This window comes from Arthrobacter sp. Y3224055 (genome assembly GCF_059090825.1).
This window is the reverse complement of the sequence record NZ_JBNHGB010000005.1, coordinates 172,839-195,389: the sequence shown is the minus strand read 5'-3', so window position 1 is coordinate 195,389 and position 22,551 is coordinate 172,839. Positions and strand designations below refer to the sequence as shown.

19 protein-coding genes are annotated in these 22,551 nt (G+C 70.1%); 17 read left to right on the top strand and 2 right to left on the bottom strand.

Going from position 1 to position 22,551, the window contains the following annotated elements:
• Window positions 1-75: 75 nt before the first annotated feature.
• The 12 genes from AC5RTY_RS13345 to AC5RTY_RS13290 all read left to right on the top strand — a co-directional run bounded on the left by AC5RTY_RS13345 (window position 76) and on the right by AC5RTY_RS13290 (window position 15,500).
• Window positions 76-1,047, top strand: coding sequence for an AAA family ATPase (locus AC5RTY_RS13345; RefSeq protein ID WP_493977626.1), 972 nt, complete (start codon window positions 76-78; stop codon window positions 1,045-1,047).
• A gap of 39 nt (window positions 1,048-1,086) precedes the next feature.
• Entirely contained in the window at window positions 1,087-2,439 is a 1,353-nt protein-coding gene (locus tag AC5RTY_RS13340; protein WP_494139658.1) for a DUF58 domain-containing protein, read from the top strand.
• The gene (locus tag AC5RTY_RS13335) at window positions 2,436-4,961 is read left to right on the top strand and encodes a transglutaminase TgpA family protein (protein ID WP_494139657.1); all 2,526 of its coding nucleotides are present in this window, start codon (window positions 2,436-2,438) and stop codon (window positions 4,959-4,961) included. Before AC5RTY_RS13340 ends, AC5RTY_RS13335 begins: the two co-directional genes overlap by 4 nt.
• Entirely contained in the window at window positions 4,946-6,145 is a 1,200-nt protein-coding gene (locus AC5RTY_RS13330) for an RDD family protein (protein WP_494139656.1), read from the top strand. The genes AC5RTY_RS13335 and AC5RTY_RS13330 overlap by 16 nt, the downstream gene beginning before the upstream one ends.
• A complete protein-coding gene (locus tag AC5RTY_RS13325; protein ID WP_494102249.1) occupies window positions 6,142-6,978 on the top strand; it encodes a PP2C family protein-serine/threonine phosphatase in 837 nt (278 codons plus the stop codon). Before AC5RTY_RS13330 ends, AC5RTY_RS13325 begins: the two co-directional genes overlap by 4 nt.
• On the top strand, window positions 6,978-8,765 hold the full coding sequence (locus tag AC5RTY_RS13320) for an FHA domain-containing protein (RefSeq protein ID WP_494139655.1): 1,788 nt from the start codon (window positions 6,978-6,980) through the stop codon (window positions 8,763-8,765). Before AC5RTY_RS13325 ends, AC5RTY_RS13320 begins: the two co-directional genes overlap by 1 nt.
• Window positions 8,762-10,330: a serine/threonine-protein kinase gene (locus AC5RTY_RS13315; protein ID WP_494139654.1), complete on the top strand. Its 1,569-nt coding sequence runs from the start codon at window positions 8,762-8,764 to the stop codon at window positions 10,328-10,330. Before AC5RTY_RS13320 ends, AC5RTY_RS13315 begins: the two co-directional genes overlap by 4 nt.
• 87 nt (window positions 10,331-10,417) lie before the next feature.
• Entirely contained in the window at window positions 10,418-11,119 is a 702-nt protein-coding gene (locus tag AC5RTY_RS13310; RefSeq protein WP_494023743.1) for a hypothetical protein, read from the top strand.
• Window positions 11,120-11,195: 76 nt separating this feature from the next.
• Window positions 11,196-13,370: an NAD-dependent DNA ligase LigA gene (gene ligA, locus AC5RTY_RS13305; protein WP_494139653.1), complete on the top strand. Its 2,175-nt coding sequence runs from the start codon at window positions 11,196-11,198 to the stop codon at window positions 13,368-13,370.
• On the top strand, window positions 13,367-13,876 hold the full coding sequence (locus tag AC5RTY_RS13300; protein ID WP_494139652.1) for a DUF2087 domain-containing protein: 510 nt from the start codon (window positions 13,367-13,369) through the stop codon (window positions 13,874-13,876). The genes ligA and AC5RTY_RS13300 overlap by 4 nt, the downstream gene beginning before the upstream one ends.
• A gap of 282 nt (window positions 13,877-14,158) precedes the next feature.
• Complete coding sequence (locus AC5RTY_RS13295) at window positions 14,159-14,908, top strand: hypothetical protein (RefSeq protein WP_494139651.1); 750 nt, start codon at window positions 14,159-14,161, stop codon at window positions 14,906-14,908.
• A 94-nt stretch (window positions 14,909-15,002) separates the two neighbouring features.
• Window positions 15,003-15,500: a GNAT family N-acetyltransferase gene (locus AC5RTY_RS13290; protein ID WP_494128316.1), complete on the top strand. Its 498-nt coding sequence runs from the start codon at window positions 15,003-15,005 to the stop codon at window positions 15,498-15,500.
• A 35-nt stretch (window positions 15,501-15,535) separates the two neighbouring features.
• Here AC5RTY_RS13290 and AC5RTY_RS13285 read toward each other — a convergent pair whose 3' ends face one another.
• Complete coding sequence (locus AC5RTY_RS13285; protein WP_494139650.1) at window positions 15,536-16,450, bottom strand: metallophosphoesterase; 915 nt, start codon at window positions 16,448-16,450, stop codon at window positions 15,536-15,538.
• Between the two features lie 524 nt (window positions 16,451-16,974).
• Between AC5RTY_RS13285 and gatC the strand changes: the two genes are divergently transcribed.
• The 5 genes from gatC to AC5RTY_RS13260 all read left to right on the top strand — a co-directional run bounded on the left by gatC (window position 16,975) and on the right by AC5RTY_RS13260 (window position 21,875).
• The gene (gene gatC / locus AC5RTY_RS13280; RefSeq protein ID WP_493977642.1) at window positions 16,975-17,271 is read left to right on the top strand and encodes an Asp-tRNA(Asn)/Glu-tRNA(Gln) amidotransferase subunit GatC; all 297 of its coding nucleotides are present in this window, start codon (window positions 16,975-16,977) and stop codon (window positions 17,269-17,271) included.
• A 9-nt stretch (window positions 17,272-17,280) separates the two neighbouring features.
• Complete coding sequence (gatA, locus tag AC5RTY_RS13275) at window positions 17,281-18,783, top strand: Asp-tRNA(Asn)/Glu-tRNA(Gln) amidotransferase subunit GatA (protein ID WP_494139649.1); 1,503 nt, start codon at window positions 17,281-17,283, stop codon at window positions 18,781-18,783.
• Entirely contained in the window at window positions 18,784-20,295 is a 1,512-nt protein-coding gene (gene gatB / locus AC5RTY_RS13270; RefSeq protein ID WP_494002512.1) for an Asp-tRNA(Asn)/Glu-tRNA(Gln) amidotransferase subunit GatB, read from the top strand.
• Between the two features lie 253 nt (window positions 20,296-20,548).
• Window positions 20,549-21,427 (top strand): aminoglycoside phosphotransferase family protein, encoded by an 879-nt coding sequence (locus AC5RTY_RS13265; protein WP_494073658.1) that lies wholly within the window; start codon window positions 20,549-20,551, stop codon window positions 21,425-21,427.
• Between the two features lie 70 nt (window positions 21,428-21,497).
• Window positions 21,498-21,875, top strand: a complete 378-nt coding sequence (locus AC5RTY_RS13260; RefSeq protein ID WP_494073659.1) for a VOC family protein — start codon at window positions 21,498-21,500, stop codon at window positions 21,873-21,875.
• Between the two features lie 212 nt (window positions 21,876-22,087).
• Here AC5RTY_RS13260 and AC5RTY_RS13255 read toward each other — a convergent pair whose 3' ends face one another.
• Window positions 22,088-22,546 carry a DUF779 domain-containing protein gene (locus AC5RTY_RS13255; RefSeq protein ID WP_494139648.1) on the bottom strand — a complete coding sequence of 153 codons (459 nt, stop codon included), beginning with the start codon at window positions 22,544-22,546 and terminating at the stop codon, window positions 22,088-22,090.
• Window positions 22,547-22,551 lie beyond the last annotated feature (5 nt).

Genomic DNA, 22,551 nt, shown 5'->3' with positions numbered 1-22,551 from the left:
GGCCCCTGCCCGCACGCTCCTTAAGCAACTAGAAGTTTTGACACCGAAGCAACACGAAGAGAGACCGGGAACAGCATGACGATGACTTCCGAGCAGGCCGAGTGGTTCGCCGAGACGTTCGGGAAGCTGGCCGCCAACGTCGGCCAAGCCGTGCTTGGCAAAAACCAAGTGGTGCGGCTGGTGCTCACCGCCATGCTGGCCGAGGGCCACGTGCTGCTGGAGGACGCCCCGGGAACCGGCAAGACGATGCTGGCCCGGTCGCTGGCCGCCACCGTGCAGGGCTCGAACTCGCGCATCCAGTTCACGCCGGACCTGCTGCCCTCTGACGTCACCGGCATCACGATCTACGACCAGAAGACGCAGAAGTTCGAGTTCCACAAGGGCCCGATCTTTGCCACCGTGGTGCTGGCGGACGAGATCAACCGGGCCTCGCCGAAGACGCAGTCGGCGCTGCTGGAAGTCATGGAAGAAGGCCGGGTAACGGTCGACGGCGTGACCTATGACGCCGGGCGACCCTTCATGGTGATCGCCACGCAGAACCCGATCGAGCAGGCCGGCACGTACCGCCTCCCCGAAGCCCAACTGGACCGCTTCCTGATCAAGACGTCGATCGGCTACCCGGACCGCGCGTCCACGGTGGAACTGCTGGCCGGAGCCGGCACCCGCGACCGGTCGGCTGCCCTGACGCCGATCATCACCCCGCAGGCCGTGCGGGACATGGCTGATCTCGCGGCCACCACCCACGTGGACCTGTCGGTACTGGAATACGTCTCCGCCCTGTGCGAGGAAACCCGCAACGCGGCCGAGTCTCGCCTCGGCGTGAGCGTCCGCGGCGCCCTGGCCATGGTCCGGGCGGCCAAGGTCTGGGCCGCCTCCCAGGGCCGGAACTTCGTGCTGCCGGACGACATCAAGGAACTGGCTCCCGTGGTCTGGAACCACCGGTTCGTGATGGACCCCGAGGCGGAGTTTGCCGGTGCCACCCCGGAGGCCGTGATGTCGCGCGTGCTGGCCGGCGTGCCGGCGCCCCAGCAGCGGGTGACGGTCTAGGGCCGTGCCGACGGAAGATTTCCGGCCGGAAGCGGCGGCATGACGGAGACGACGACGAAGCGGGCCACGGAGCAGACGAAGCGGTTCGCCGGCCTCGGCGAAACCGTCCGGCGGGTGGCTCCGGACGAAGGCAGCACGCTGCATCCGGCCTCGCTGGCGGCCCGGGCCGGTTCGCTGGCAGGGCAGTACGTGCGGCCGGGCTGGCAGCGGGTCCAGGACGCCGCCGAGCGCTACCTGCGGCCCGTGCTGGAAACGGTGAGCCCGCTGGGCTGGGTGGTGGCCGGCGGCACGGTCCTGCTGTTGGTGCCCGGGATGGCCTTCGGCTGGCAGGAAGCCAAGATCGCGGCACTCACTGGACTGTTTCTGCTGTTGCTGGCGATAGGTTTTGTGTTGGGCCGTTCCTCGTATGGCGTGGAACTGGACCTGGCCCGCACCCGCGTCGCGGTCGGCGACCAGGCCGTGGGGAGCATAGCGGTGACGAACACCGCGGACAAACCCCTGCTGCCGGCGGCGCTGGAGCTGCCGGTCGGAGCGGCCACCGCCGTGTTCCAGCTGCCGCGCATGAAGGCCGGCCAAGTGCACGAGGACCTGTTCACCATCCCGACGCAGCGCCGCGCCGTCATCGTGGTGGGCCCGGTCCGTTCGGTGCGCCAGGATCCGCTGGGACTGCTCCGCCGCCAGATGATGTGGACGGAACCGACCGACCTGTTCGTCCACCCGCGCACCACCGCGCTGGGCAGTTCGGCCGCCGGCTTCATCCGCGACCTCGAGGGCCTGCCCACCAAGGAACTGGCCAGCGCCGACGTCTCCTTCCACGCGCTGCGCGATTACGTCCCCGGCGACGACCGCCGCTACATCCACTGGAAGACCACGGCGCGCACCAACACGCTGATGGTCCGCCAGTTCGAGGAAACCCGCCGCGCGCATCTCGCCGTCGCGGTCTCCACGAACACCGAGGAGTACGGTTCGGAGGAGGACTTCGAACTGGCGGTCTCCGTCGGCGCCTCGATCGGTCTGCAGGCCATCCGGGAGGAGCGCAACCTGAGCGTCCTGACCCAGCGGGGCCCGCTGCGCAGCGAAACCGGCCGCATCCTGCTCGATGAAATGACCCGGATCGAGGGCAAGCCGCAGCGCTCCACCGCGGTGGAACTGGCCCGCAGTACCGCCGACGCGGTTCCGAATGCCTCCGTCATGTTCCTGGTCGTCGGTGATCATGTGTCCGCCACGCAGCTGCGCCAGGCATCGTCGGCAGTGCCGGTTGGCATCCGTGCGTTCGCCATCCGCTGCGGCGGCGGCCTCCAGGCCGCCCGGGCGACCATCGGCGACCTGTCCGTGCTGTCCCTGTCCAGCCTGGACGACCTGGCCCTCGTGTTGCGGAAGGCCGCCGCATGAGCGGCAGCGCCAACGCTCCGTCTCCGGGGCAGCAGGCCGGCCGGGTGCGGCGCCGTGCCGCCGCAGCGCAGAACGACGCCGGCCCTGCCGCCCGGAAGCGGCGCCTGCCGGCCGGCGGCGGACTGTCGGCCCGGCTGCCGCGGCCCGCACGTCAGGTGGCGATCGACGCGGCTGTCCTGGTGCTGCTGCTGGGACTGGGACTGGCCGGATTCCATCATGTTTTCGGCGGAAACGGCCGCTACCTGAGCGCAGGCTTCGGTGGCATCGCCGTCGGCCTCCTGCTCTCGCTGGTCGGCGCGCGCTACCGGCTGGGCCTGTTGTCCACGGCCACCGCGGGACTCGCGGCGTACCTGCTGCTCGGCAGCACCTTCGCCGCGCCCGGCGAAGCCATCGGTGGCGTCCTGCCGTCGCTGGACTCGCTGCGCACCGTGCTGACCGGCTTCGTGTTCGCGTGGAAGGACATCCTCACCGTCGCCCCGCCGGTGGGGATCTCCGGCGGGATGTTGGTGGTGCCGTTCCTGGGCGCCCTGGCCGCCGCCCTGCTGGCCGGCACGTTGGCGTGGCGCCTCCGCGGGCCGTACTGGCCGCTGTTGCCGGTACTGGGGTTCTTCCTGCTGGGCATCGCGTTCGGCACCGATGTCCCGGTGCTGCCGGTGCTGCGGGGCGTGCTGCTGGTCGCCGTGGCCGCGGCCTGGCTGGCGTGGCACCGCCACCTCGCCCGGGGAGATGCCGCTGCCGGTGTGGCCACTGCGGCGCCGGCCGATCCGGCCGCGCACCGGGCAGGGTTGCGGCGAAGGCTCGGCCTGGGCGCCGGAATGCTGGCGTCCGCGGTGGCGCTCACGGCGCTGGCCGGCCCGGCACTCACGGCGCGGGGCGATCGCGAGGTGCTGCGCGACGTCGTCGTCCCCCCGGTCAATCTCTACGACTATCCGAGCCCGCTGATGGATTTCCGGAGCTACGTGAAGGACCGGGCCGAGGAGACGCTCTTCACCGTCGCGGGGCTGCCCGAGGGCCAGCGGGTGCGGTTGGCGGCGCTGGATACCTTCGACGGCACGGTCTACAACGTCAACCCCGAAAGCGGGGGCAACTTCAAGCCCGTCGGCGACGCCGGTTCGCTCGGCCCGGCGTCCGGCGGCACCACGCGGCTCGACATCCGGGTCGGGGACTACAGCGGCGTCTGGCTCCCCGCGGGCGGGCACATCGACGGGCTGGCGTTCCAGGGGGAGCGGGCGGCCGAGCTGGGCGGCTCGCTGTTCTACAACGACGACTCCCAGACGGCGCTGACCACCCGGTACCTGCTGGCCGGAGACAGCTACTCGGTGGAGACCACGTTCCCCGGCCGGCTGGAGGACGCCCAGCTGGCACAGTATGACTTCGCCTCCGTCCGGCTGCCGAAACCGGCCAGGGTGCCGGACATCGTCGCGGCCAAGGCGAACGAATTTGTCGGCGAAGCGACGGTGCCGATCGAACAGGTGCGCCAGCTGGAACGGAACCTGCACGAGAACGGCTTCTTCAGCAACGGCAAGGAAGACGAAGCCCGCAGCCTCTCCGGCCACCACGCGGGGCGGATGATCCAGTTGCTGGATGCCGACCAGATGATTGGCGACGACGAGCAGTACGCCGTCGCCATGGCGTTGATGGCCCGGCACCTGGGCATCCCGGCCCGGGTGGTGATGGGGTTCTACCCGGATCCGAAGGAAGGCCGCTCCGCCGGGGAAGCAGTTCAGATCAAGGGCGAAGACGTGCACGCCTGGGTGGAGGTGGCGTTTGAGCATGCCGGCTGGGTCGCCTTCGACCCGACGCCGGACGAGGACAACGAGCCGACGCCGCCGCAGCAGGAGCCGAAGTCCACGCCCAAGCCGCAGGTCCTGCAGCCACCCCCTCCGCCGCAGGAACCGGCCGAGCTGCCGCCGGACACCGCCCCGGAGCCGCAGGACGCCGAGCAGCAGGAGAAATCGTTCTGGGAACTGTGGGGCTGGCTCTTCGCGGCCGTGGGCCTGGCCGCCCTCCCGCTGGCGGTGTTGCTGTTGCCGCTGTTGCTGATCGCCTGGCTGAAGCTGCGCCGGCGCAAGCGGCGGGCCAGCGAAGGCCTGCCGAGCCAACGCGTGGGCGGCGGCTGGCGCGAGGTGATGTCCCTGGCCACCGACATTGGAGCGAGCGCCCCCGCCAACGCCACCCGGCGCGAGCACGCGGCCGCGCTGGCAGGGCAGTTCCCGGCCACCGCCGATGGCACCACCCTGCTGGCACACCGCGCCGACGCGGCGATCTTCGGGGCGGCAGAACCGACGGAGGTGCAGGTGCAGCAGTACTGGGACCAGGTGGACGACTCCCTGGCGAAGATGAAGGACTCGCTGGGTTTCTGGCAGCGGCAGCGGGCAAAGTACACGCCGCGCTCGCTGGTGGCCGACGCCAGGAGGCGGCTGGCGCGGCGGCGGACAACGGCCGCCACTAGAATCCGTACAGTAGACTCACAGGCCGGACGGCCGGAACAGGGCGGGAGCAGCACGTGGCAGCAAGACTGAATCTGGTCAGCGCCCCGGTCGGCAAACGGCTGGGGGCGTGGCTGATCGACAAGATTCCGCCGGCCGTGCTGATGCTGGCCGCCTACGCTGCCAGCGTGCCGGCCGTGATGGAGGCCGCAGCCTCGGGCAGCGCCTCCGCGGCCGCGGAGGCGCTGGGCGGCCTGTTCCTGTGGATCGGGCTGGCGACCGTGCTGTCGCTGGCCTACACCATCTGGCTCTGGGGCTGGGAAGCGACCACCGGCAAGACTCCCGGCAACGTGCTGTTGGGTTTGCGGACCGCGAATGAGGACGGCCACGCGGCCGGCTGGGGAGCCATCTTCCTGCGCGGGCTGATCATCGCCGTGGGCGGACTGGTCTTGGCGGTGGGCGCGGTCGTGGTGGTGGTCTCCAACGTCTGGGACCGCAACCACAGGCGGCAGGGCTGGCACGACAAGGTGGCCAAGACACTGGTGCTCGACGTGGCACAGGGCCGCGATCCGCTGACCACCGGCGGGCTTTACGGGCCGGCGGCCTTCGCCCCGGATGGTACGGACGCCCGCGCCGGGTTTGCCGGCGTGGCACCGGACGGACAAGACCCGCGCCGGCCCGCCGCTGAGCCGGCTTCGCAGCCCTCCGGGGTCATTGCCGCGATCCCGGGATTCGGCCCGGCAATGGAAGCACCGGCGGCCAAGCTGCCGGCGGCCCGCCCCGGCGCCAACGTCTCGCCGGCGCCGGCGGCTGACCGCTTGGGCGCCCCGGGTGAGCCGCCGTCACCGGCCCCGGCTCCGGCACGGATAGCTGCGGAGGCCGAACCGCACCACCACCCGGACGAAGAATTCGCGGCGACCCGGGTCCGCACGGTGGCCCCGCCGTCGGGCCCCCTCACCATTACCTTCGACGACGGGCGCGATGTGGTACTTGAAACGACGGCCCTGATCGGGCGCAACCCGGCCGCAGGCGCCGGCGAGGATATTGACCAACTGATCGATTTCGCGGACATGGGACGTTCCGTCTCCAAGACCCATCTGCTGCTGCGGGTCGACGGCGGCACCGTCTGGGTGACGGACCGCAGCTCCACCAACGGGACCGCGGTGACCGGCGGCGACGGCATCCGCCGTCAGCTGGCCCCCGGGGAACCCGTGGCGGCGCAACCCGGCGCGACCGTCGAATTCGGCGACCGCAGCTTTACCATCGGACGGGCATGAGCACGGCGTCGGGAGGGGAGCCCATCCGGCTCACTGTCGGTGCCGGGTCCGACCGCGGGTTGCGGCGGCAGCTGAACGAGGACGCGTATCTGGCCGACGGGACGCTGTTCGCGGTGGCCGACGGCATGGGCGGACACGAGGCGGGCGAAGTGGCCAGCCGCATTTGCGTGGAGACGATGCGGGACTACGTGGCCAGCCACGAGCTCGGCGCGCACGAACTGGAACAGCTGATCGGGCGGGCGGACGCGCGGATCAGGGCGGCGGCTGCATCGCGGGCGGGCACGACGGTGTCCGGGGCCGCGCTGGTCTCCGAACGCGGGGTGCCGTATTGGCTCGTGTTCAACGTCGGCGATTCCCGCACCTACCGGCTCAGCCACGGCAAGCTTGTCCAGATCAGCGTCGACCACTCCGAGGTGCAGGAACTGCTCGAGGCCGGACAAATCACCGCCCAGGAGGCCCTGGTGCACCCCCGCCGGCACGTCATTACCCGGGCGCTGGGCACCGGCGAAGACAACCAGCCGGATTTTTGGATGGTGCCCGTGGAACCGGGGGACCGGATCATGATTTGCTCCGACGGGCTGACCTCGGAGGTAAGTGACGACCACATCTACGCCATCCTCACCTCCGTATCCGGTCCCCAGGACGCAGTCGATGCACTGATCCAGGCCGCGCTGCGCTCCGGCGGGCGCGACAACATCACCGTGGTCGTCGTTGATGTCGCCGGTCCCGCAGGCGACGCCGACGACGCCTCGACCGCCCCGCGGCAGGAGGATACGACGACGCTGCCCCGGCTGGATGCCCCAGAACAGGCAGCCGCCGAGGAGGGCGCCTGATGGCGGGCATGACGTACAGCCCGGGGCCTTGGCTGGGGTTGGTCAGTGGCGGCACGGCGGTGCTCCTCGAACCCGGCGCTCCCGAGGACCTGGTGCAGCAGTTGTGGCAGGCGCTGGAGTCCGGCGCCTCGCTGGAAACGTTGCTCGGAACGGTGGTCTCCGGGTACGGCGCCAACCTGTCGGCCATGCCGCAGTTCGGCATCGTCTCCTGCTCCGGCGGCATCCACGCGGTGCTCCGCGGCGACGTGGTGGTGTCCGCCGACCCGGACGGGCAGGAACTGAGCGGACGCGGCGTCTCGAGCTGGACCGAGGGGCGGCTGCGGGCCGGCAGCGTGGCCATTGCGGCCGGGCCCGACGGCTCCCGCGCCGAAGGCCGGCCGGGCCCGTGGCTGCCGCTGCGTGCCGGGGCGGTACAGCTAGGTGCCCTGCGCATGGGCGCGGCACTCGAGGCCGGACGGGAGCCCCGAGTAGAGGGCGCAGCCGATCCGGCCCGAACGGACCGGACGGCCGGCGTTTCTGCACCTGCACCCGCACCCGCATCGGCGGCCCCTGCACCTGCATCGGCGGCCCCTGCACCCGTACCGGCACCGGCACCCGTACCCGCACCGGTTCCGGCACCCGCCCCGGTTCCGGCCGCGCAGCCCGAGCCGGCTCCCGCATCCGCCCCGGTTCCGGCCGCGCAGCCCGAATCGACAGGACCGGAGTCCGCCGGCGCCGGCTGGGCCGAAAGCCTGGACCTGACCAGCCTCTACGTGCCCGACGACGAGTCCGAGGGCGCCGCCGCCGCCGACGAATGGGCGCCCGAAGACGAACCGCGCGCCCAAGCAGGACAGGCCGCCGGCGCCCCCTCGGAACCGAACCCCGCGGCGGCAGACGATGGCCTGGACCAGACAGTAGTCCACGCCGCCGCGCAACGTGCCAACCTGCAACCGCCGCCGCCCCCAGCCGCCGCCGGCGAGGTTCCGGCAGGGGCCGCCGCCGCACCACGCCCCGCGGCGGCTGGCCCGACCCGGAGGCCGGGCCAGCCGCTGGACCTGATCGATGCCGTTCCCTGGCTGACGCCCTCTGCGTCCGCACGCGCGGCCGCCTCGGCATCGGCCGCGGGAGCGGCGGGGGATGCCGAACCGGCCGCGGCTGCCAACCGCGGCCCTGCCGCCGTCGCTAGCCCACCGGCCGGATTCGACGGCGGCGACCACGACGGCGGAGAACGCGACGGCGGCGACCCTGACGGCGGCGACCACGACGGGCAGACGCTGATGCGCAGCGACCTGCCCGAGGTTCCGGCCGCACCCGCACCCGAGGCGGCGCCGTCGCCGGCCCCGAGCACCGCCCCCATGGTGCTGGCCCGGATGTGCGGGCTCGGCCACGCCAATCCACCGACCAGTTCGGCGTGTTCCGGATGCGGCGGGCCGTTGGACGGCGAAGCCCGGGAGGTGCAGCGGCCGTCGCTGGGGCACCTGCGGTTGTCCACCGGCGAAGTGGTGGAACTGGACAGGCCCGTGATCGTTGGACGGCAGCCTTCCGCGAACCGGGTGCAGGGCAGGGTGATGCCTCGGCTGGTGCCGGTGCACAGCGCCAGCGGGGACATTTCGCGCTCGCACGTGGAAGTCCGGTTGGAAGGGTGGCACGTCATCCTTGCCGACTTAAAGTCGACCAACGGGACCTTGCTCCTGCGGGGCCAGCAGGCGCCCCGGCGTCTGGGCCACGGCGAGGCGGTCATGCTGCTGGACGGCGACATCGCGGACCTGGGCGACGGCATCTCCCTGCGCTTTGAGGACCTGCCGTGAGCGTGAAGCGCCCGCCCGCACCGCCGCCCGCCATCGACGGGTACCGCTACGTCAGGCTGCTTGGCTCCGGCGGTTTCTCCGACGTCTATTTGTACGAACAGGATCGGCCCAGGCGCCGGGTTGCGGTCAAGGTACTGCTGTCCGGGCTGAAGACCGAGGACGCCCGACGCCGCTTCGAATCCGAAGCAAACCTCATGGCGCAACTGTCCACGCATCCGTTCATCGTCACGATCTACGAGGCCAATCTCACCGCCGACGGACATTCCTACCTGGCGATGGAATATTGTTCACGTCCCAGCCTGGACGTCCGGTACCGCAACGGTCCGCTGGGGGTGGACGAAGTGCTGGCCCTCGGCATCCAGGTGGCCTCGGCCGTGGAAACCGCGCACCGGGCGGGTATCGCGCACCGCGACATCAAACCCGCCAACATCCTGGTCACCGATTACAACCGGCCGGCCCTGACCGACTTCGGCATTTCCTCAAGCACCGACGGCGGAGATGGCGACACCGGCATGTCCATACCGTGGTCGCCGCCGGAAGCCTTGCGGGGCAATGCCGGCAACGGCACCCGCAGCGACATCTGGTCCCTGGGCGCCACGATCTACACGCTCCTGGCCGGCCGGTCCCCGTTCATCCAGCCCGGCGGTAACAACTCCCAGCGGGACCTGATGGACCGGATTGCCCATGCGCCGCTGCCGCCGCTGCGCCGTGCCGACGTGCCCGCATCATTGCAACTGGCCCTGGCGACGGCGATGGCCAAGTCGCCGGGGTCGCGCTTCACCTCCGCCTATGCCTTCGCCCTGTCCCTGCAGCGGGTGCAGGCGGAATTGAACCTCTCGGTGACGCCGTTCGAGGTGCTGGAGGAAGCACGGCCGGCTGAAGCGGACGGCGGTGACGACGGCGAGGCGACGCGCGTCCGCGGGATTGTCTCCATCGACCCGGCCGCCGGCACGGTGCCGACGGCGCCCGGTTTCGCCTTTCCCGAACGCACCGGCCAGCTGCCCGGGGACCCGCCGCCGGCAGCGGGCAGCGCTCCCGGGCCATGGCTGCCCGGCGCCGGGGGACGGCCCCCTGAGCCGGCCCCGGACGGCTCCACCGTGCTGCGGGACTCCGAACGGGATGCAGCGACGGAACAGGACGCTGCTGGGCGGCGCCGCCCCTGGGCCTGGGTGGCGGGGGCGGTCGCGGCGGCGGCAGTGCTCGCCGGCGCCGCCGTCGTGCTCAACCGGCCCGCACCGGAGGCTGCGGTGGCCGAGGCCCCCGTCAGCCGGCCGCCGGCGAATGCCCTGGAGGGCCTGTCCGGCAACGTGGTGCCGCCCGAGGACCTGGCCGGCCGGGTCGAGGGCGGCGAGGCGGTCTTCAGCTGGACCAACCCGGACCCGCGGGACGGCGACCTGTTCATCTGGACGCCCGTTACCGCGTTGGGCCGGGGCGAGCCCGAACGCACCGGCGAGCCCGAGGCAACCGTGCCGCTGGCGCAGAACGACCGCACCTGCATCGAAGTGGTGGTGGTGCGGGCCAACGGCCGGGCCTCTGATCCGGTCCGCGGTTGCGCGGATCAGTAGTTGCCCGGACTGCGTGGCTTTTGCGGGTAGGTTTGAAACGATGAATCGCGCGCCGACCCCTGGCCGGCGCAGACAAGGGGGCTAGCGGTGGCGGATGTGAGCATTGAGTTCTGCGGCGAATGGTACGAAGCCACGAACGACGACGTGTTCACCATTGGGCGCGAAGGCGACCTGGAGATCGACGACAACCCTTACCTGCACCGCAAGTTCCTCCAGATCGCCCACTATGACGGCATCTGGTGGCTGGCCAACGTCGGTTCCCTGATCTCCGCGACCATCGCCGATTCCACCGGGGGTATGCAGGCATGGCTGGCGCCGGGAGCGCGGATCCCGATGGTCTTCAGCCAGACGAACATCGTTTTCACGGCCGGCCCCACAACCTATGAGCTGTCGGTCCATGTGAAGACACCGTCTTTCCGCCAGGAACACCGGGACACGGATGCGGTGGGCGAGACCACCATCGGCCCGGTGGTGTTCACCGCGTCGCAAAAGGCCCTGATCCTGGCCCTGGCCGAGCCGATGCTCAAGCGTGACGGGACCGGGCTTAGCTCGATTCCGTCGTCCTCGCAGGCGGCGGCCAGGCTGGGCTGGCCCCTGACCAAGTTCAACCGCAAGCTGGACAACGTCTGCGACAAACTGGACCGGGTGGGCGTCGCCGGACTGCGCGGCGGCGGCGGAAAGCTCGCCACCAACCGGCGCGCGCGGCTGGTCGAGCACGCCGTCACCTCCCATCTGGTCACCGCGGCCGACCTGCCGCTGCTCGACGAACGGCCGGACGCCGAAGACTGAGCGGCCGCCGGTCCGCCCGGGGCACGCGAGCACCGCCGTCGTCGCCTGAACCGCGCTTCTCGGGCAAGATAGTCAGGTGAGCACAGTCGAAACACCTGCCAGCGGGATTCCCAGCGACGAAATCCGCCACGAGTACGAGCAGTTGACCGAGGACGTCCGCAAGTACCGCTACGCGTACTACAACGAGGACGCCCCGCTGGTCTCGGACGCCGAATTCGACGGGCTGTACCGTCGGCTGGAGGAAATCGAGGCCCTGCACCCGGAGTTGGTGGCCAACGACTCGCCCACGCAGGAAGTCGGCGGCGAGGTCTCGGCCGCCTTCGCCCCGGTGGAACACCTGCAGCGGATGTACTCGCTGGAGGACGTCTTTTCGCTGGACGAACTGAAGGCCTGGGTGGACCGCGCCACGGCGTCGGTGGCCAACCTGGGCAACGGCAGGAAGCTGCGCTGGCTCAGTGAGGTGAAGATCGACGGCCTGGCCGTCAACCTGCTCTACCGCAACGGTGAACTCATCCGCGCCGCAACCCGCGGGGACGGCACGACCGGCGAGGACATCACCCACAACGCCCTGACCATCGCGGACATCCCGCGCCGGCTCTCCGGCAGCAACATCCCGGCCGAGGTGGAGATCCGCGGCGAAATCTTCATCCCCACCAAGGACTTCCTGGCCCTGAACGAGCGGATGGTGGAGGCCGGCAAGGCGCCGTTCGCGAACCCGCGGAACTCGGCGGCCGGCTCGCTGCGGCAGAAGGACCCGAAGGTGACGGCCGAGCGGCCGCTGCATATGTTCGTCCACGGGATCGGCGCCCGTGAAGGGCTCGACGCCGAGAGCCAATCGGAGACCTACGCCCTGCTGCAGGAATGGGGGCTGCCCACCAGCCCCTACTTCAAGGTCGTGGACAGCTACGAAGAGATCCTGGAGTTCATCGAGCACTACGGCGAGCACCGCCACGACCTGCTACACGAAATCGACGGCATCGTGGTCAAGGTGGACGACTTCGGCCTGCAGCGCGCGCTGGGCCATACCTCGCGGGTGCCACGCTGGTCCGTGGCCTATAAGTATCCGCCGGAAGAGGTCCACACCAAGCTCCTGGACATCCGGGTGAACGTGGGCCGCACCGGCCGGGTGACGCCGTACGGGGTGATGGAGCCGGTGAAGGTGGCCGGTTCCACCGTGGAGATGGCCACGCTGCACAACCAGGACGTGGTCAAGGCCAAGGGCGTGAAGATCGGCGACGTCGTGGTGCTGCGCAAAGCCGGCGACGTCATCCCGGAGATCGTGGGCCCGGTGCTGGCGCTGCGGGATGCGCAGGATCCGCCGGTGCGCGAGTTCGTGATGCCCACCGACTGCCCCTCGTGCGGCACCCCGCTGGCTCCCGGCAAGGAGGGCGACGTCGACCTGCGCTGCCCGAATGCCAAGTCCTGCCCGGCGCAGCTGACCGAGCGGGTGGCCCATCTGGCCGGCCGCGGCGCCTTCGACATCGAAGCGCTGGGCTACGAGGCGGCGTTCGCGCTGACCCGGCCGGCCGAACCCGAACAGCCTCCGCTCACCAATGAGGCCGGGATTTTCAGCCTCAGGCCTGAGGACCTGGCCGACGTGCGGATCCGGCGCGAGAAAAAGGATAAGGGGGTGCCCACCGGCGAGACCGAGCTGGTGCCCTACTTCTTCACCAAGGGCACCGTCAAGAAGCCCTCGGTTCCCACGGCCAACACCAGGAAGCTCTTCGAGGAGCTGGAGAAGGCCAAGACCCAGCCGCTCTGGCGCGTCCTGGTGGCTTTGTCCATCCGGCACGTGGGTCCCACCGCTTCCCGGGCCCTGGCCACGGCCTTCGGCTCGATGGACGCCATCCGGGCCGCCAGCGAAGACCAGTTGGCCCACGTCGACGGCGTCGGTCCCACCATCGCGGCGGCGCTGAAAGAGTGGTTCGCCGAGGACTGGCATGCCGGGATTGTCGATGCCTGGGCGGCAGCCGGTGTGCGGATGGCCGACGAGGTGGACGAGAGCATGCCCCGCACGCTGGAGGGGCTGACCGTGGTGGTGACGGGTACGCTGCCGAACTTCAGCCGTGACGAGGCCAAGGAAGCGATCATCATCCGCGGCGGCAAGGCCTCGGGCTCCGTCTCGAAGAACACCAGCTATGTGGTGGCCGGCGAGAACGCGGGGACCAAGCTGGACAAGGCCGAGTCCCTGGGCCTGACAGTGCTGGATGAGGACGGTTTCCGCCGGCTGCTGGAAACCGGCACGGCATGACGGGGGAGCGGCCAGGGCCCGCCGCCAGCTGGCAGCAGTTGCTCTCCGCCCTGGCCAGCGAGCGGCTGCGCGGGCTCTATGCCGCCCTGGTGCTGGGCCAACAGCCGGAGATGACCGCCAAGGAACGGCAGAAGCTGGTTGCCTCCGGATTGGTGACGGACGACGGCGGTGCCCTCGCCGTCGAGCCGGGTGTCTTCAAGGCCGCGCTCGCCGCGGCCCGGAAACCCGGTCCGGCCGGGCCGGAAAGGTTCCTCACCGGCGGGCTGGTGGTGCTGCCGTCCCGCGCCTCCGACCGGCTGGAACTGCTGGGCCATATCCGCGACCGCGTCATCGCCGGAGGCGAGGTCATGGCTGAGAAGGACCTGAACGCCCGGTTGACCGCGTTCACGTCCGATGTGCCGATGCTCCGCCGTGCCCTGGTCGATGACGGCTTCCTGGACCGCGAGCCGGACGGCAGCGACTACCGGGTCGGTCACCGCCGCGCCAACAGCCCCGGGCAGCCGTAGCCGCGCGAGGGCGGAACGTGTGCCGACGCGGATTAACCGAGCCGACGCCGGGGCCCCGGCGGGGTAGTTGCACGGGCGTCGCGAAAGCGGCCTTTATCGTCCCGGCGTGCGGCATTATCGGCCGGTTTCGACGATATACAGCGTTCTCGACGTTATAGGCCGCTCTCAGCGGGAAGAGGGATACTGGCAGCACTACGCGGGCCCAACCATTCTCCCGCGGCCTCGTGAAACTATCGTGACTGGCATCACCCGCCATGGGACGATGGATGTGCGAGGTGAGCCATGAACGAATTCTTTGCCGACGGTTTCCCCTGGTGGTTCATCTGGGTCGGTTTCGCCGTGGTCTCCGGGATTGGACAGCGTGCCAGGCGGACCCGGCGCGGCCAGGGCTGGAACCGCGGCGGCCGGCGCCACGAAAGCGCACGCTCGGAGGCCGCGCGGCGCGAGGCCGACCGGCTGCGTGCCGCCGCAGCCGCCGAACAGCAGCGGCTCCGCGACACCGCGGCGGTAATGGCCGACCACGATGCGGTGAACGCGCGCTGGCTGGACTATGAGCTGGACGTGGCCAAGCTGATCGATTTTCCCATGATGTCCGATGTCCGCGAGCCGCTCACGGTGGCGTTCCTGCGCGCCAAGCGGACCGCCGACGGGCTCCGACCGGTCACCGCCGCGGAAGTTGCCACCGACGAGCGGCTGCGCGAATACCGCGAGGCGGTGCGGGCCTACGAGGTCGCCTTCGACATCGCCGAACGCGAGGCCCGCCGCATTCAGGACCAGCACTTCAGCGGCCCCGAACGGCTGCGGCTGAACACCGCGCGCCGGCTGCTGACCATCGCGGTGGATAGGGCGGCAACGCCCGCCGAGCGGCAGCTGGCCTACGCGCGCGCCCGCAAGGAGCTCGACGGTCTGTTGGCGCTGCCGGCCGAGGCGGTCGCCGCCCTGCAGCGGCGGGTCAATCCGGAATTGCTCCCGCCCGTGCCCCGTCCGGCGGCCGGGCCGTCGGCGGGACGGCCGGCCGGCGGCACGGCCTGAACCGTATTGGCGCGCACCGCCCGTGGTGCGGGAAACTGGTCAGGCAAGCCCCGCCGTCGTACGTTTACTACCCGCAAGGACACCGCCCAAGCACATGCAGATCACCATCCGCCCTGCCACCGCTACCGATTTCGACGACGTGGAGCGCCTGACGCGCGAGGCGTACCTGGCCGCGGGACACTTCCCGGCAGCCGACCACCCGTATCTGGTGCACGTTTCCGACGTGGCGCACCGGGCCCGGCATGCCGAGATCTGGGTGGCCGAGCGGGGCGGAAAGGTGGCCGGGGCGGTCACGCTGGCCCAGGCCGGCGGAGAGTATGCGGACATCGCCCGGGAGGGGGAACTGGAGTTCCGGATGCTGGCCGTGGATCCGGGGCTGCAGCGCTCGGGCGTCGGCCGGGCCCTCGTGGACGCCATCGTGGAGTACGCGCGCACGCTGCCGGGCATCAACGCCGTGAGCCTGACCACCGGCAGCGACTGGACCGCGGCGCACCGGCTGTATGAGTCGCTGGGATTCGACCGGGTGCCGGAGCGCGACTGGCCGGTACCCGGGACCGACATCCGGCTGCTGGTCTTCGTCAAACGCCTCTAGCAGCCGCAGGAACTTACGCTGCAGGCAGCGCGTGCTCAGGGTTTCCTGAACGTGAACGAATCGGTGAAGTTTGCGCCGCCGGCGCCCATAAACGTGGCCATCAGGGAGTCCTCGGTCACCTCGATCTCCACGAACCCGTGCGCGGGCTCGGCGTTTGCGCCGGAGTAGGCGGCGAAGTAGGGCGCCTCGGCGTCGGAGCCGTTGATGTCGCGCAGCGGTTGCCCGCCGGTGCCGACCGTCGCGAAGACCGTGCCGGCACCGGACTCGAAGTCCGCGTCGGTGTCGGAGATGCAGGCATTATCGCTGTGCGCGGGCAGCAGCGACGGGCATTCCGGCCCCAGGGCGAGTTGGTGTGTCCGCTGGTAGAGGTGTTCGTGGCCGTGCAGCACCAGGTCTACTTTTTTGTCCAGCAGCAGATCCGTCACTGCGGAACCGGGATCGCACTCGTAGGCGCCCGCCGAGTGGCAGGGCTTGTGGGAACCGACCACAACCCACGGGATGTCCGCGGCGCGGGCCGAGTCTATGGCGGCGGCCGTCCACCGGTAATGGTCGGTGCCGGGTAGGTAGTCCCAGCGGCCGGATTCCGGAAACTCCAGGCCCGGCGAAATCAGTATCAGCCGCAGCAGTGGGTCCCGCTGGGGGATGTCCACGAACCATTGGCGCCCATAGGTGCCGTGGACACCCGGTAAGCGGGGAGGAAGACAGCGGGCGAATTCATCGATCGAACCGTTCCGGCCATCGCTTTCGTGGTTTCCGGCGACCAGCTGCAGGGGAATATCCGGCCCCAGGTGGTCGGTGACGAAACTGCACCACCCGGATTCCGTGCCGGGAAGGCCGTAGGACAGGTCGCCGAGCGCCAGGCCGAACCGGGAGCCGCTTTCCGCCATCGCTTCCAGCACCCGCGCGGCACCTTCGTCGAAGCCGAAGTCCCCGGCCGCCGCGAATCTCACGCTTCCCGCGGAGTTGCCGGCTGTCCGGGGCGCGGCGGCGGCCGGGTCGGAGGCAGGTGGTGACGCAACCGGCGGTGCGGCCGGCGCGCGAGAGGTCACTGAAGTAGGGCCCGCCGAAGCGTGCGGCGCCGGGGCGGGCGAGCCTTGCCCCGCGCTGCTGCAGCACGGCAGCAGCAATGCGGTCAGGGCGATGGCAGCTAGCCGTGTCGGACGCATGGGGACCTCCTCGCCGCGAAGGACTCCGGCAGACCGCCGGAAGTCCGACGGCCCGGCCAGGCGTTCGCGGGTGCCACATTCTAGGTGCCCGGCGTCAGGCGGTCAACGATCAACCGGCACGGGAAGTGAGCCGAAACGCTCGAGGCCGTGGTCCCCTCGCTGTGCCTGCGGATCACAAGCCCAAGACCGGACGCCGGGAAGCCGGAGGCTGTCGCCGTGGGATGGTCCCTCGGCATTCCCTGGCGAATCCCGACCCTTCTGCGCCGGTAGACTGAAAAGGAAAAGCATTCCATCCGCGTAGGAGACTCATGTCTGAGATCAATCGTGCGGCGGTGGCGCATTTGGCGCGGCTGGCCCACATTGAGATGACCGCCGAAGAACTGGACAAGATGGCCGGCGAACTCGACGTCATTGTCGATTCGATCAAGTCCGTCCAGGAAGTTGCCAGCCCCGACGTTCCGGCGACCTCGCACCCGATCCCGCTGAACAATGTGTTCCGCGAGGACGTGGTGGGGGAGACGCTGAGCCAGGAACTTGCCCTGGCGAACGCACCGGACCAGGCCGACGGCCGGTTCAAAGTTCCGGCGATCCTGGACGAGGAGTAAGACGCACCCATGAGCGAACTGATTACCCACAGCGCGGCCAAGCTGGCCGAGATGCTGACCGCTTCGGAGGTGTCCTCGGTTGAGGTCACCCAGGCGCATCTGGACCGCATCGCCGAGGTCGACGGCGACCTCAACGCGTTCCTGCACGTGAACACCAACGAGGCGCTCGCAGTGGCGGCGGACGTGGACAAAGCCCGCGCCGCCGGCGAAGAGCTGCACGCCCTGGCGGGCGTCCCGATTGCGATCAAGGACCTGATCGTCACCGTGGGCCAGCCCACCACGGCCGGCTCGAAGATCCTTGAGGGCTGGATGAGCCCGTACGACGCCACCGTGGTCAAGAAGATCCGGGCCGCGCGCATGCCGATGCTGGGCAAGACCAACCTGGACGAATTCGCCATGGGTTCCTCCAGCGAGCACTCCGCCTACGGTCCCACCCGCAACCCGTGGGACCTGGACCGGATCCCGGGCGGCTCCGGCGGCGGCTCTGCGGCAGCCGTGTCCGCCTTCGAAGCACCGCTGGCGCTAGGCACCGACACCGGCGGTTCCATCCGCCAGCCGGCCGCAGTGACCGGTTCGGTGGGCGTCAAGCCGACCTATGGCGGAGTTTCCCGGTACGGCGCCATTGCGATGGCGTCTTCGTTGGACCAGATCGGTCCGGTGACGCGCACGGTCCTGGACGCCGCGCTGCTGCATGAGGTCATCGGCGGACACGACCCGGCCGACTCCACCTCGCTGACCGACCCGGTGGGCGCGCTGGTCGAGGCCGCCCGGAACGTCGACGTGCGGGGCATGCGCATCGGCGTGATCAAGGAACTGCAGGGCGAAGGCTACGCGGCCGGCGTGCAGGCCCGCTTCGACGAGGCCCTGGAACTGCTGCGCGGGGCCGGCGCCGAGGTGCTGGAGGTCTCCTGCCCGAACTTCAAGTACGCGCTGGGCGCCTACTACCTGATCATGCCCTCGGAGGTTTCCTCCAACCTGGCCAAGTTCGACGGCGTCCGCTACGGACATCGCGTGCTGCCGGCCGAGGGCCCGATGACGATCGAACGCGTGATGGGTGCCACCCGTGCCGCCGGCTTCGGCGACGAGGTCAAGCGCCGCATCATCCTGGGCACCTACGCCCTGTCCGCGGGCTACTACGACGCCTACTACGGTTCGGCGCAGAAGGTCCGCACGCTGGTTCAGCGCGACTTCGCCGCAGCGTTTGAGACCGTCGACGTGCTGGTCTCTCCCACGGCCCCGACGGCCGCGTTCAAGCTGGGCGAGAAGCTGGACGACCCGATGGCCATGTACCTCAACGACGTGGCCACCATCCCTGCAAACCTCGCCGGAGTGCCTGGCATATCGGTGCCGGGCGGCCTGACCGACGGGCTGCCGGTGGGGATCCAGTTCCTGGCCCCCGCCCGTGAAGACGCCCGCTTGTACCGCGCCGGCGCCGGTCTTGAAAACCTGCTGGAAGCCCAGTGGGGCGGCCCGCTGCTGGCTCAGGCTCCTGTCCTCGGAGGTGTGAAGTAAATGGCTGCAACAGAAGAGTTGGTCTCCTTCGAAGAGGCGATGGCGAAGTACGACCCGGTCCTCGGGTTTGAGGTCCACGTTGAGCTGAACACGAAGACCAAAATGTTCTCCGCCGCTCCGAACGCGTTCGGCGATGTGCCGAATACGAACGTGTCGCCGGTGGACCTGGGCCTGCCCGGCGTCCTGCCGGTGGTGAACAAGTCGGCGGTGGAGTACTCGATCCTGATTGGGCTCGCGCTTAACTGCAAGATCGCCGAATCCTGCTTCTTCGCCCGGAAGAATTACTTCTACCCGGACACCCCGAAAAATTTCCAGACCTCCCAGTACGAAGACCCGATCTGCTACGACGGCTACCTGGACATCGAGCTGGAAGACGGCGAAGTGTTCCGGGTGGAGATCGAACGCGCGCACATGGAGGAGGACGCGGGCAAGCTCACCCACATGGGAGGCGCCACCGGCCGGATCCAAGGCGCCGAGTACTCGCTGGTGGACTACAACCGCGCCGGCGTTCCGCTGGTGGAGATCGTCACCAAGCCGATCGTCGGAGCCGGTTCCCGTGCTCCGGAACTGGCCCGTGCCTACGTGGCCGCCGTCCGCGAGATCGTCAAGAACCTGGGCGTCTCCGACGCGCGGATGGAACGCGGCAACGTCCGCTGCGACGCGAACGTGTCCCTGATGCCCAAGGGCTCGGAGCAGTTCGGCACCCGCTCCGAGACCAAGAACGTGAACTCGCTGCGGGCGGTGGAACGTGCCGTCCGCTTCGAAATCCAGCGCCACGCGGCGGTCCTGGACGCCGGCCGGAAGGTGGTCCAGGAAACCCGCCACTGGCACGAGGACACCCGCTCCACGACCGCGGGCCGGCCCAAGTCCGACGCCGATGACTACCGCTACTTCCCGGAACCGGACCTGGTCCCGGTGGTCACCACCGAAGAGTGGATCGAAGAACTGCGTTCGCGGCTGCCCGAACCGCCGGCCGAACGGCACAAGCGGCTGAAGGCCGAGTGGGGCTATTCCGACGCCGAATTCCGCGACGTGGTCAACGCCGGCGTGATGGAGTCGATCGAGGAAACCATTGCCGCCGGAGCCTCCGCCGCCGTGGCCCGCAAGTGGTGGATGGGTGAAATCTCCCGTCGCGCCAAGGAAGCCGAACTCGAACCTTCGGAACTGGGCGTGAGCCCGCTGACCGTGGTCGAGCTGGACCGTCTGGTGCAGGCCGGCAAGATCAACGACAAGCTGGCCCGCCAAGTGCTCGACGGCGTGCTCGCCGGGGAGGGCACGCCCGAGGAGGTCGTGGAGAAGCGCGGCCTGGCCGTGGTGTCGGACGATTCCGCCCTGCTGGAAGCCATCGATGCCGCGCTGGCAGCCCAGCCCGAGGTGGCCGAGAAGATCCGCGGCGGCAAGGTCCAGGCCGCCGGCGCCATCGTGGGCGGGGTCATGAAGGCCACCCGCGGGCAGGCCGACGCCGGTCGGGTCCGCGAGCTGATCTTTGAACGTCTCGGCGTTCAGGGTTAGCCGGTGGAGCGGACGATGAGCGGTGATGGGTCGCGCCGTGCCGGGGCCGATATCGGCCCGGTTCCACGCCGCCCGGTCCGCCCGGGGACGCGCGCGTCCGCCGGCGCCGACATCGGGCCGGTTCCGCTGGCCTAGCGGACCCGGGCCGACATCGGGCCGGTTCCGCTGGACTACCGGACCGGGTACGACAGCCTTCGCCGCCGGCGGGGCCACGCCCGCCGATTAAGGGGAGTACGGAAACAGAATGGCTTCGATGCCTGCTGCCGAAATCGACATCAGTAACGACCTGGTGCAGCGGTTGCTCTCGGACCAGTTCCCGGACCTCGCCCGGCTGCCACTGGTGCGGGTGGCCAACGGGTGGGACAACGTGACGTTCAAACTCGGAGCCGATCTGGCCGTCCGGCTGCCGCGCCGGACCGCGGCAGGGGATCTGGTGCTGCATGAACAGCAGTGGCTCCCGTCCCTGGCCCGGGAGCTGCCCCTCGCCGTGCCGGCCCCGACGCGCCGCGGCAGCCCGACGTCGTACTATCCCTGGTCCTGGTCGGTAGTGCCGTGGCTGGAGGGCCGGGCTGCCTGGCGCCTTCAGCCGGAGGAACGGCGACCGCTGGCCCCGGGGCTGGCGGCGTTCGTGGCCGCGCTGCATGTGCCCGCCCCGGCGGGCGCCCCGGTGAATCCGGTGCGCGGCGTGCCGCTGTCCTCCCGCGACGCCGCCGTGCAGCAGCGCCTGGCTTCCGGGGCCATTCCGGAGGCAGAACGTGTCACGGCGCTGTGGCGCCAGCTGTCCGCCGTGCCCGCGTGGGAGGGACCGGCACTGTGGCTGCACGGCGACCTCCACCCGGGGAACCTGGTGGTGAACGGAAACCGGTTGGCGGCCGTCATCGACTTCGGCGACATCACCGCGGGCGACCCGGCGACCGATCTGGCCGCCGCCTGGCTGGTGTTTGACGCTCCGGGGCGCCGGGAGTTTATTGCGGCCGTCGAAGCGCGCACCGACGTTTCCCCGGACACCTGGCAGCGCGCCCGCGGCTGGGCGTTGAACATCGCGACGGTGCTGCTGACCTCCTCGGATGACAACCGGTTGTTGCGCGGCGTGGCGGAGCGGGCGCTGGCCGAAGTCCTGTCCGGGAGCTAGCCGCCGCGCCGCCGCCGCAGTAGCATGGCCGGACTACTGCCCAGGAAGTGCGTCCACGGGAGGAGCGGCGATGCCCGGCCCCACAGGACTGCAGCTGCATGCAACGGTGCTGGGAGCGCCGGATCCGTTGGCCTTGGCTCAGTTTTACGGTCGGCTGCTGGGCTGGGACATCCGCACCAACGAGCCAGACTGGGTGACGCTGGCCAATCCGGGCGGTGGGCCGGGGCTGTCCTTCCAGCTGGAGGAGGACTACCGCCGGCCGGTCTGGCCCGAAGAACCCGGCGAACAGCAAATGCTGATGCATTTGGACATCCTCGTCGAGAACCTGGCCGCCGCCTGCTCTCATGCCGAGTCGGTAGGGGCTGAACGTGCCGGATACCAACCGCAGGACGACGTCCGGGTGTACTTCGATCCGGCTGGGCACCCGTTCTGCCTCTTCGAACGCTAGCCGCGCGGGCAGTCAAGGTTTCCGCTCCTGCTCCGGTTCGGGCGCTTGCTCCGGTCCCCGCTCCTGCTTGGGTCCGGGCCCCTGGGTTTGGTCCCCGCTCCTGCTCCGGTTTGGGCCCCTGTTCCGGTTCGGGCGCCTGCTCCGCCTAATAAGCGGAGCAGGGGCCCAAACCGGAGCGTCAGGGAGATCGGCACCCGGCCCCGACCGCCGCCTCAGGCCGGCTGCCCGCTCCCGTCGAGCAGCCGGGAGCGGATTAGGAAGCGTTTGTCCTCCGGCGCCTCCACCGAGAACCCGCTGCCGCGCCCGTCCACCACGTCCACGGTCAGATGCGTGTGTTTCCAGTACGCGAACTGCTCCCGCGACATCCAGAAGTCCAGGATCCCGCGGCCGGGAAGGTCGAACGTGCCCAGCAGCACGTCCGCATCGCCGGTGAGGAATTCACCGGCCGGATAGCACATGGGGGAGGAACCGTCGCAGCAGCCGCCGGACTGATGGAACATCAGCGGCCCGTGGGCCTCCCATAGTCTTTGCAGCAGCCCGACCGCCGGTCCAGTGAGCGCCACCCGGGAAAAATTCTCCCCGGGCAGCGCCACCGCGGCCTCGAGCGCCGCCTCGTGTTTCGCGGCGGGCGGGGTGGGTGCACCCTGCCCCTGCGGTGAAGCAGACGCCATGACGT

Excerpts from the sequence above, each read along its gene's own strand:
- AC5RTY_RS13345 (WP_493977626.1), top strand. The coding sequence starts at position 76 with ATGACGATGACTTCCGAGCAGGCCGAGTGGTTCGCCGAGACGTTCGGG.
- AC5RTY_RS13340 (WP_494139658.1), top strand. The coding sequence starts at position 1,087 with ATGACGGAGACGACGACGAAGCGGGCCACGGAGCAGACGAAGCGGTTC.
- AC5RTY_RS13335 (WP_494139657.1), top strand. The coding sequence starts at position 2,436 with ATGAGCGGCAGCGCCAACGCTCCGTCTCCGGGGCAGCAGGCCGGCCGG.
- AC5RTY_RS13325 (WP_494102249.1), top strand. The coding sequence starts at position 6,142 with ATGAGCACGGCGTCGGGAGGGGAGCCCATCCGGCTCACTGTCGGTGCC.
- AC5RTY_RS13320 (WP_494139655.1), top strand. The coding sequence starts at position 6,978 with ATGGCGGGCATGACGTACAGCCCGGGGCCTTGGCTGGGGTTGGTCAGT.
- AC5RTY_RS13300 (WP_494139652.1), top strand. The coding sequence starts at position 13,367 with ATGACGGGGGAGCGGCCAGGGCCCGCCGCCAGCTGGCAGCAGTTGCTC.
- AC5RTY_RS13295 (WP_494139651.1), top strand. The coding sequence starts at position 14,159 with ATGAACGAATTCTTTGCCGACGGTTTCCCCTGGTGGTTCATCTGGGTC.
- AC5RTY_RS13290 (WP_494128316.1), top strand. The coding sequence starts at position 15,003 with ATGCAGATCACCATCCGCCCTGCCACCGCTACCGATTTCGACGACGTG.
- gatC (WP_493977642.1), top strand. The coding sequence starts at position 16,975 with ATGTCTGAGATCAATCGTGCGGCGGTGGCGCATTTGGCGCGGCTGGCC.
- gatA (WP_494139649.1), top strand. The coding sequence starts at position 17,281 with ATGAGCGAACTGATTACCCACAGCGCGGCCAAGCTGGCCGAGATGCTG.
- gatB (WP_494002512.1), top strand. The coding sequence starts at position 18,784 with ATGGCTGCAACAGAAGAGTTGGTCTCCTTCGAAGAGGCGATGGCGAAG.
- AC5RTY_RS13265 (WP_494073658.1), top strand. The coding sequence starts at position 20,549 with ATGCCTGCTGCCGAAATCGACATCAGTAACGACCTGGTGCAGCGGTTG.
- AC5RTY_RS13260 (WP_494073659.1), top strand. The coding sequence starts at position 21,498 with ATGCCCGGCCCCACAGGACTGCAGCTGCATGCAACGGTGCTGGGAGCG.
- AC5RTY_RS13255 (WP_494139648.1), bottom strand. The coding sequence starts at position 22,546 with ATGGCGTCTGCTTCACCGCAGGGGCAGGGTGCACCCACCCCGCCCGCC.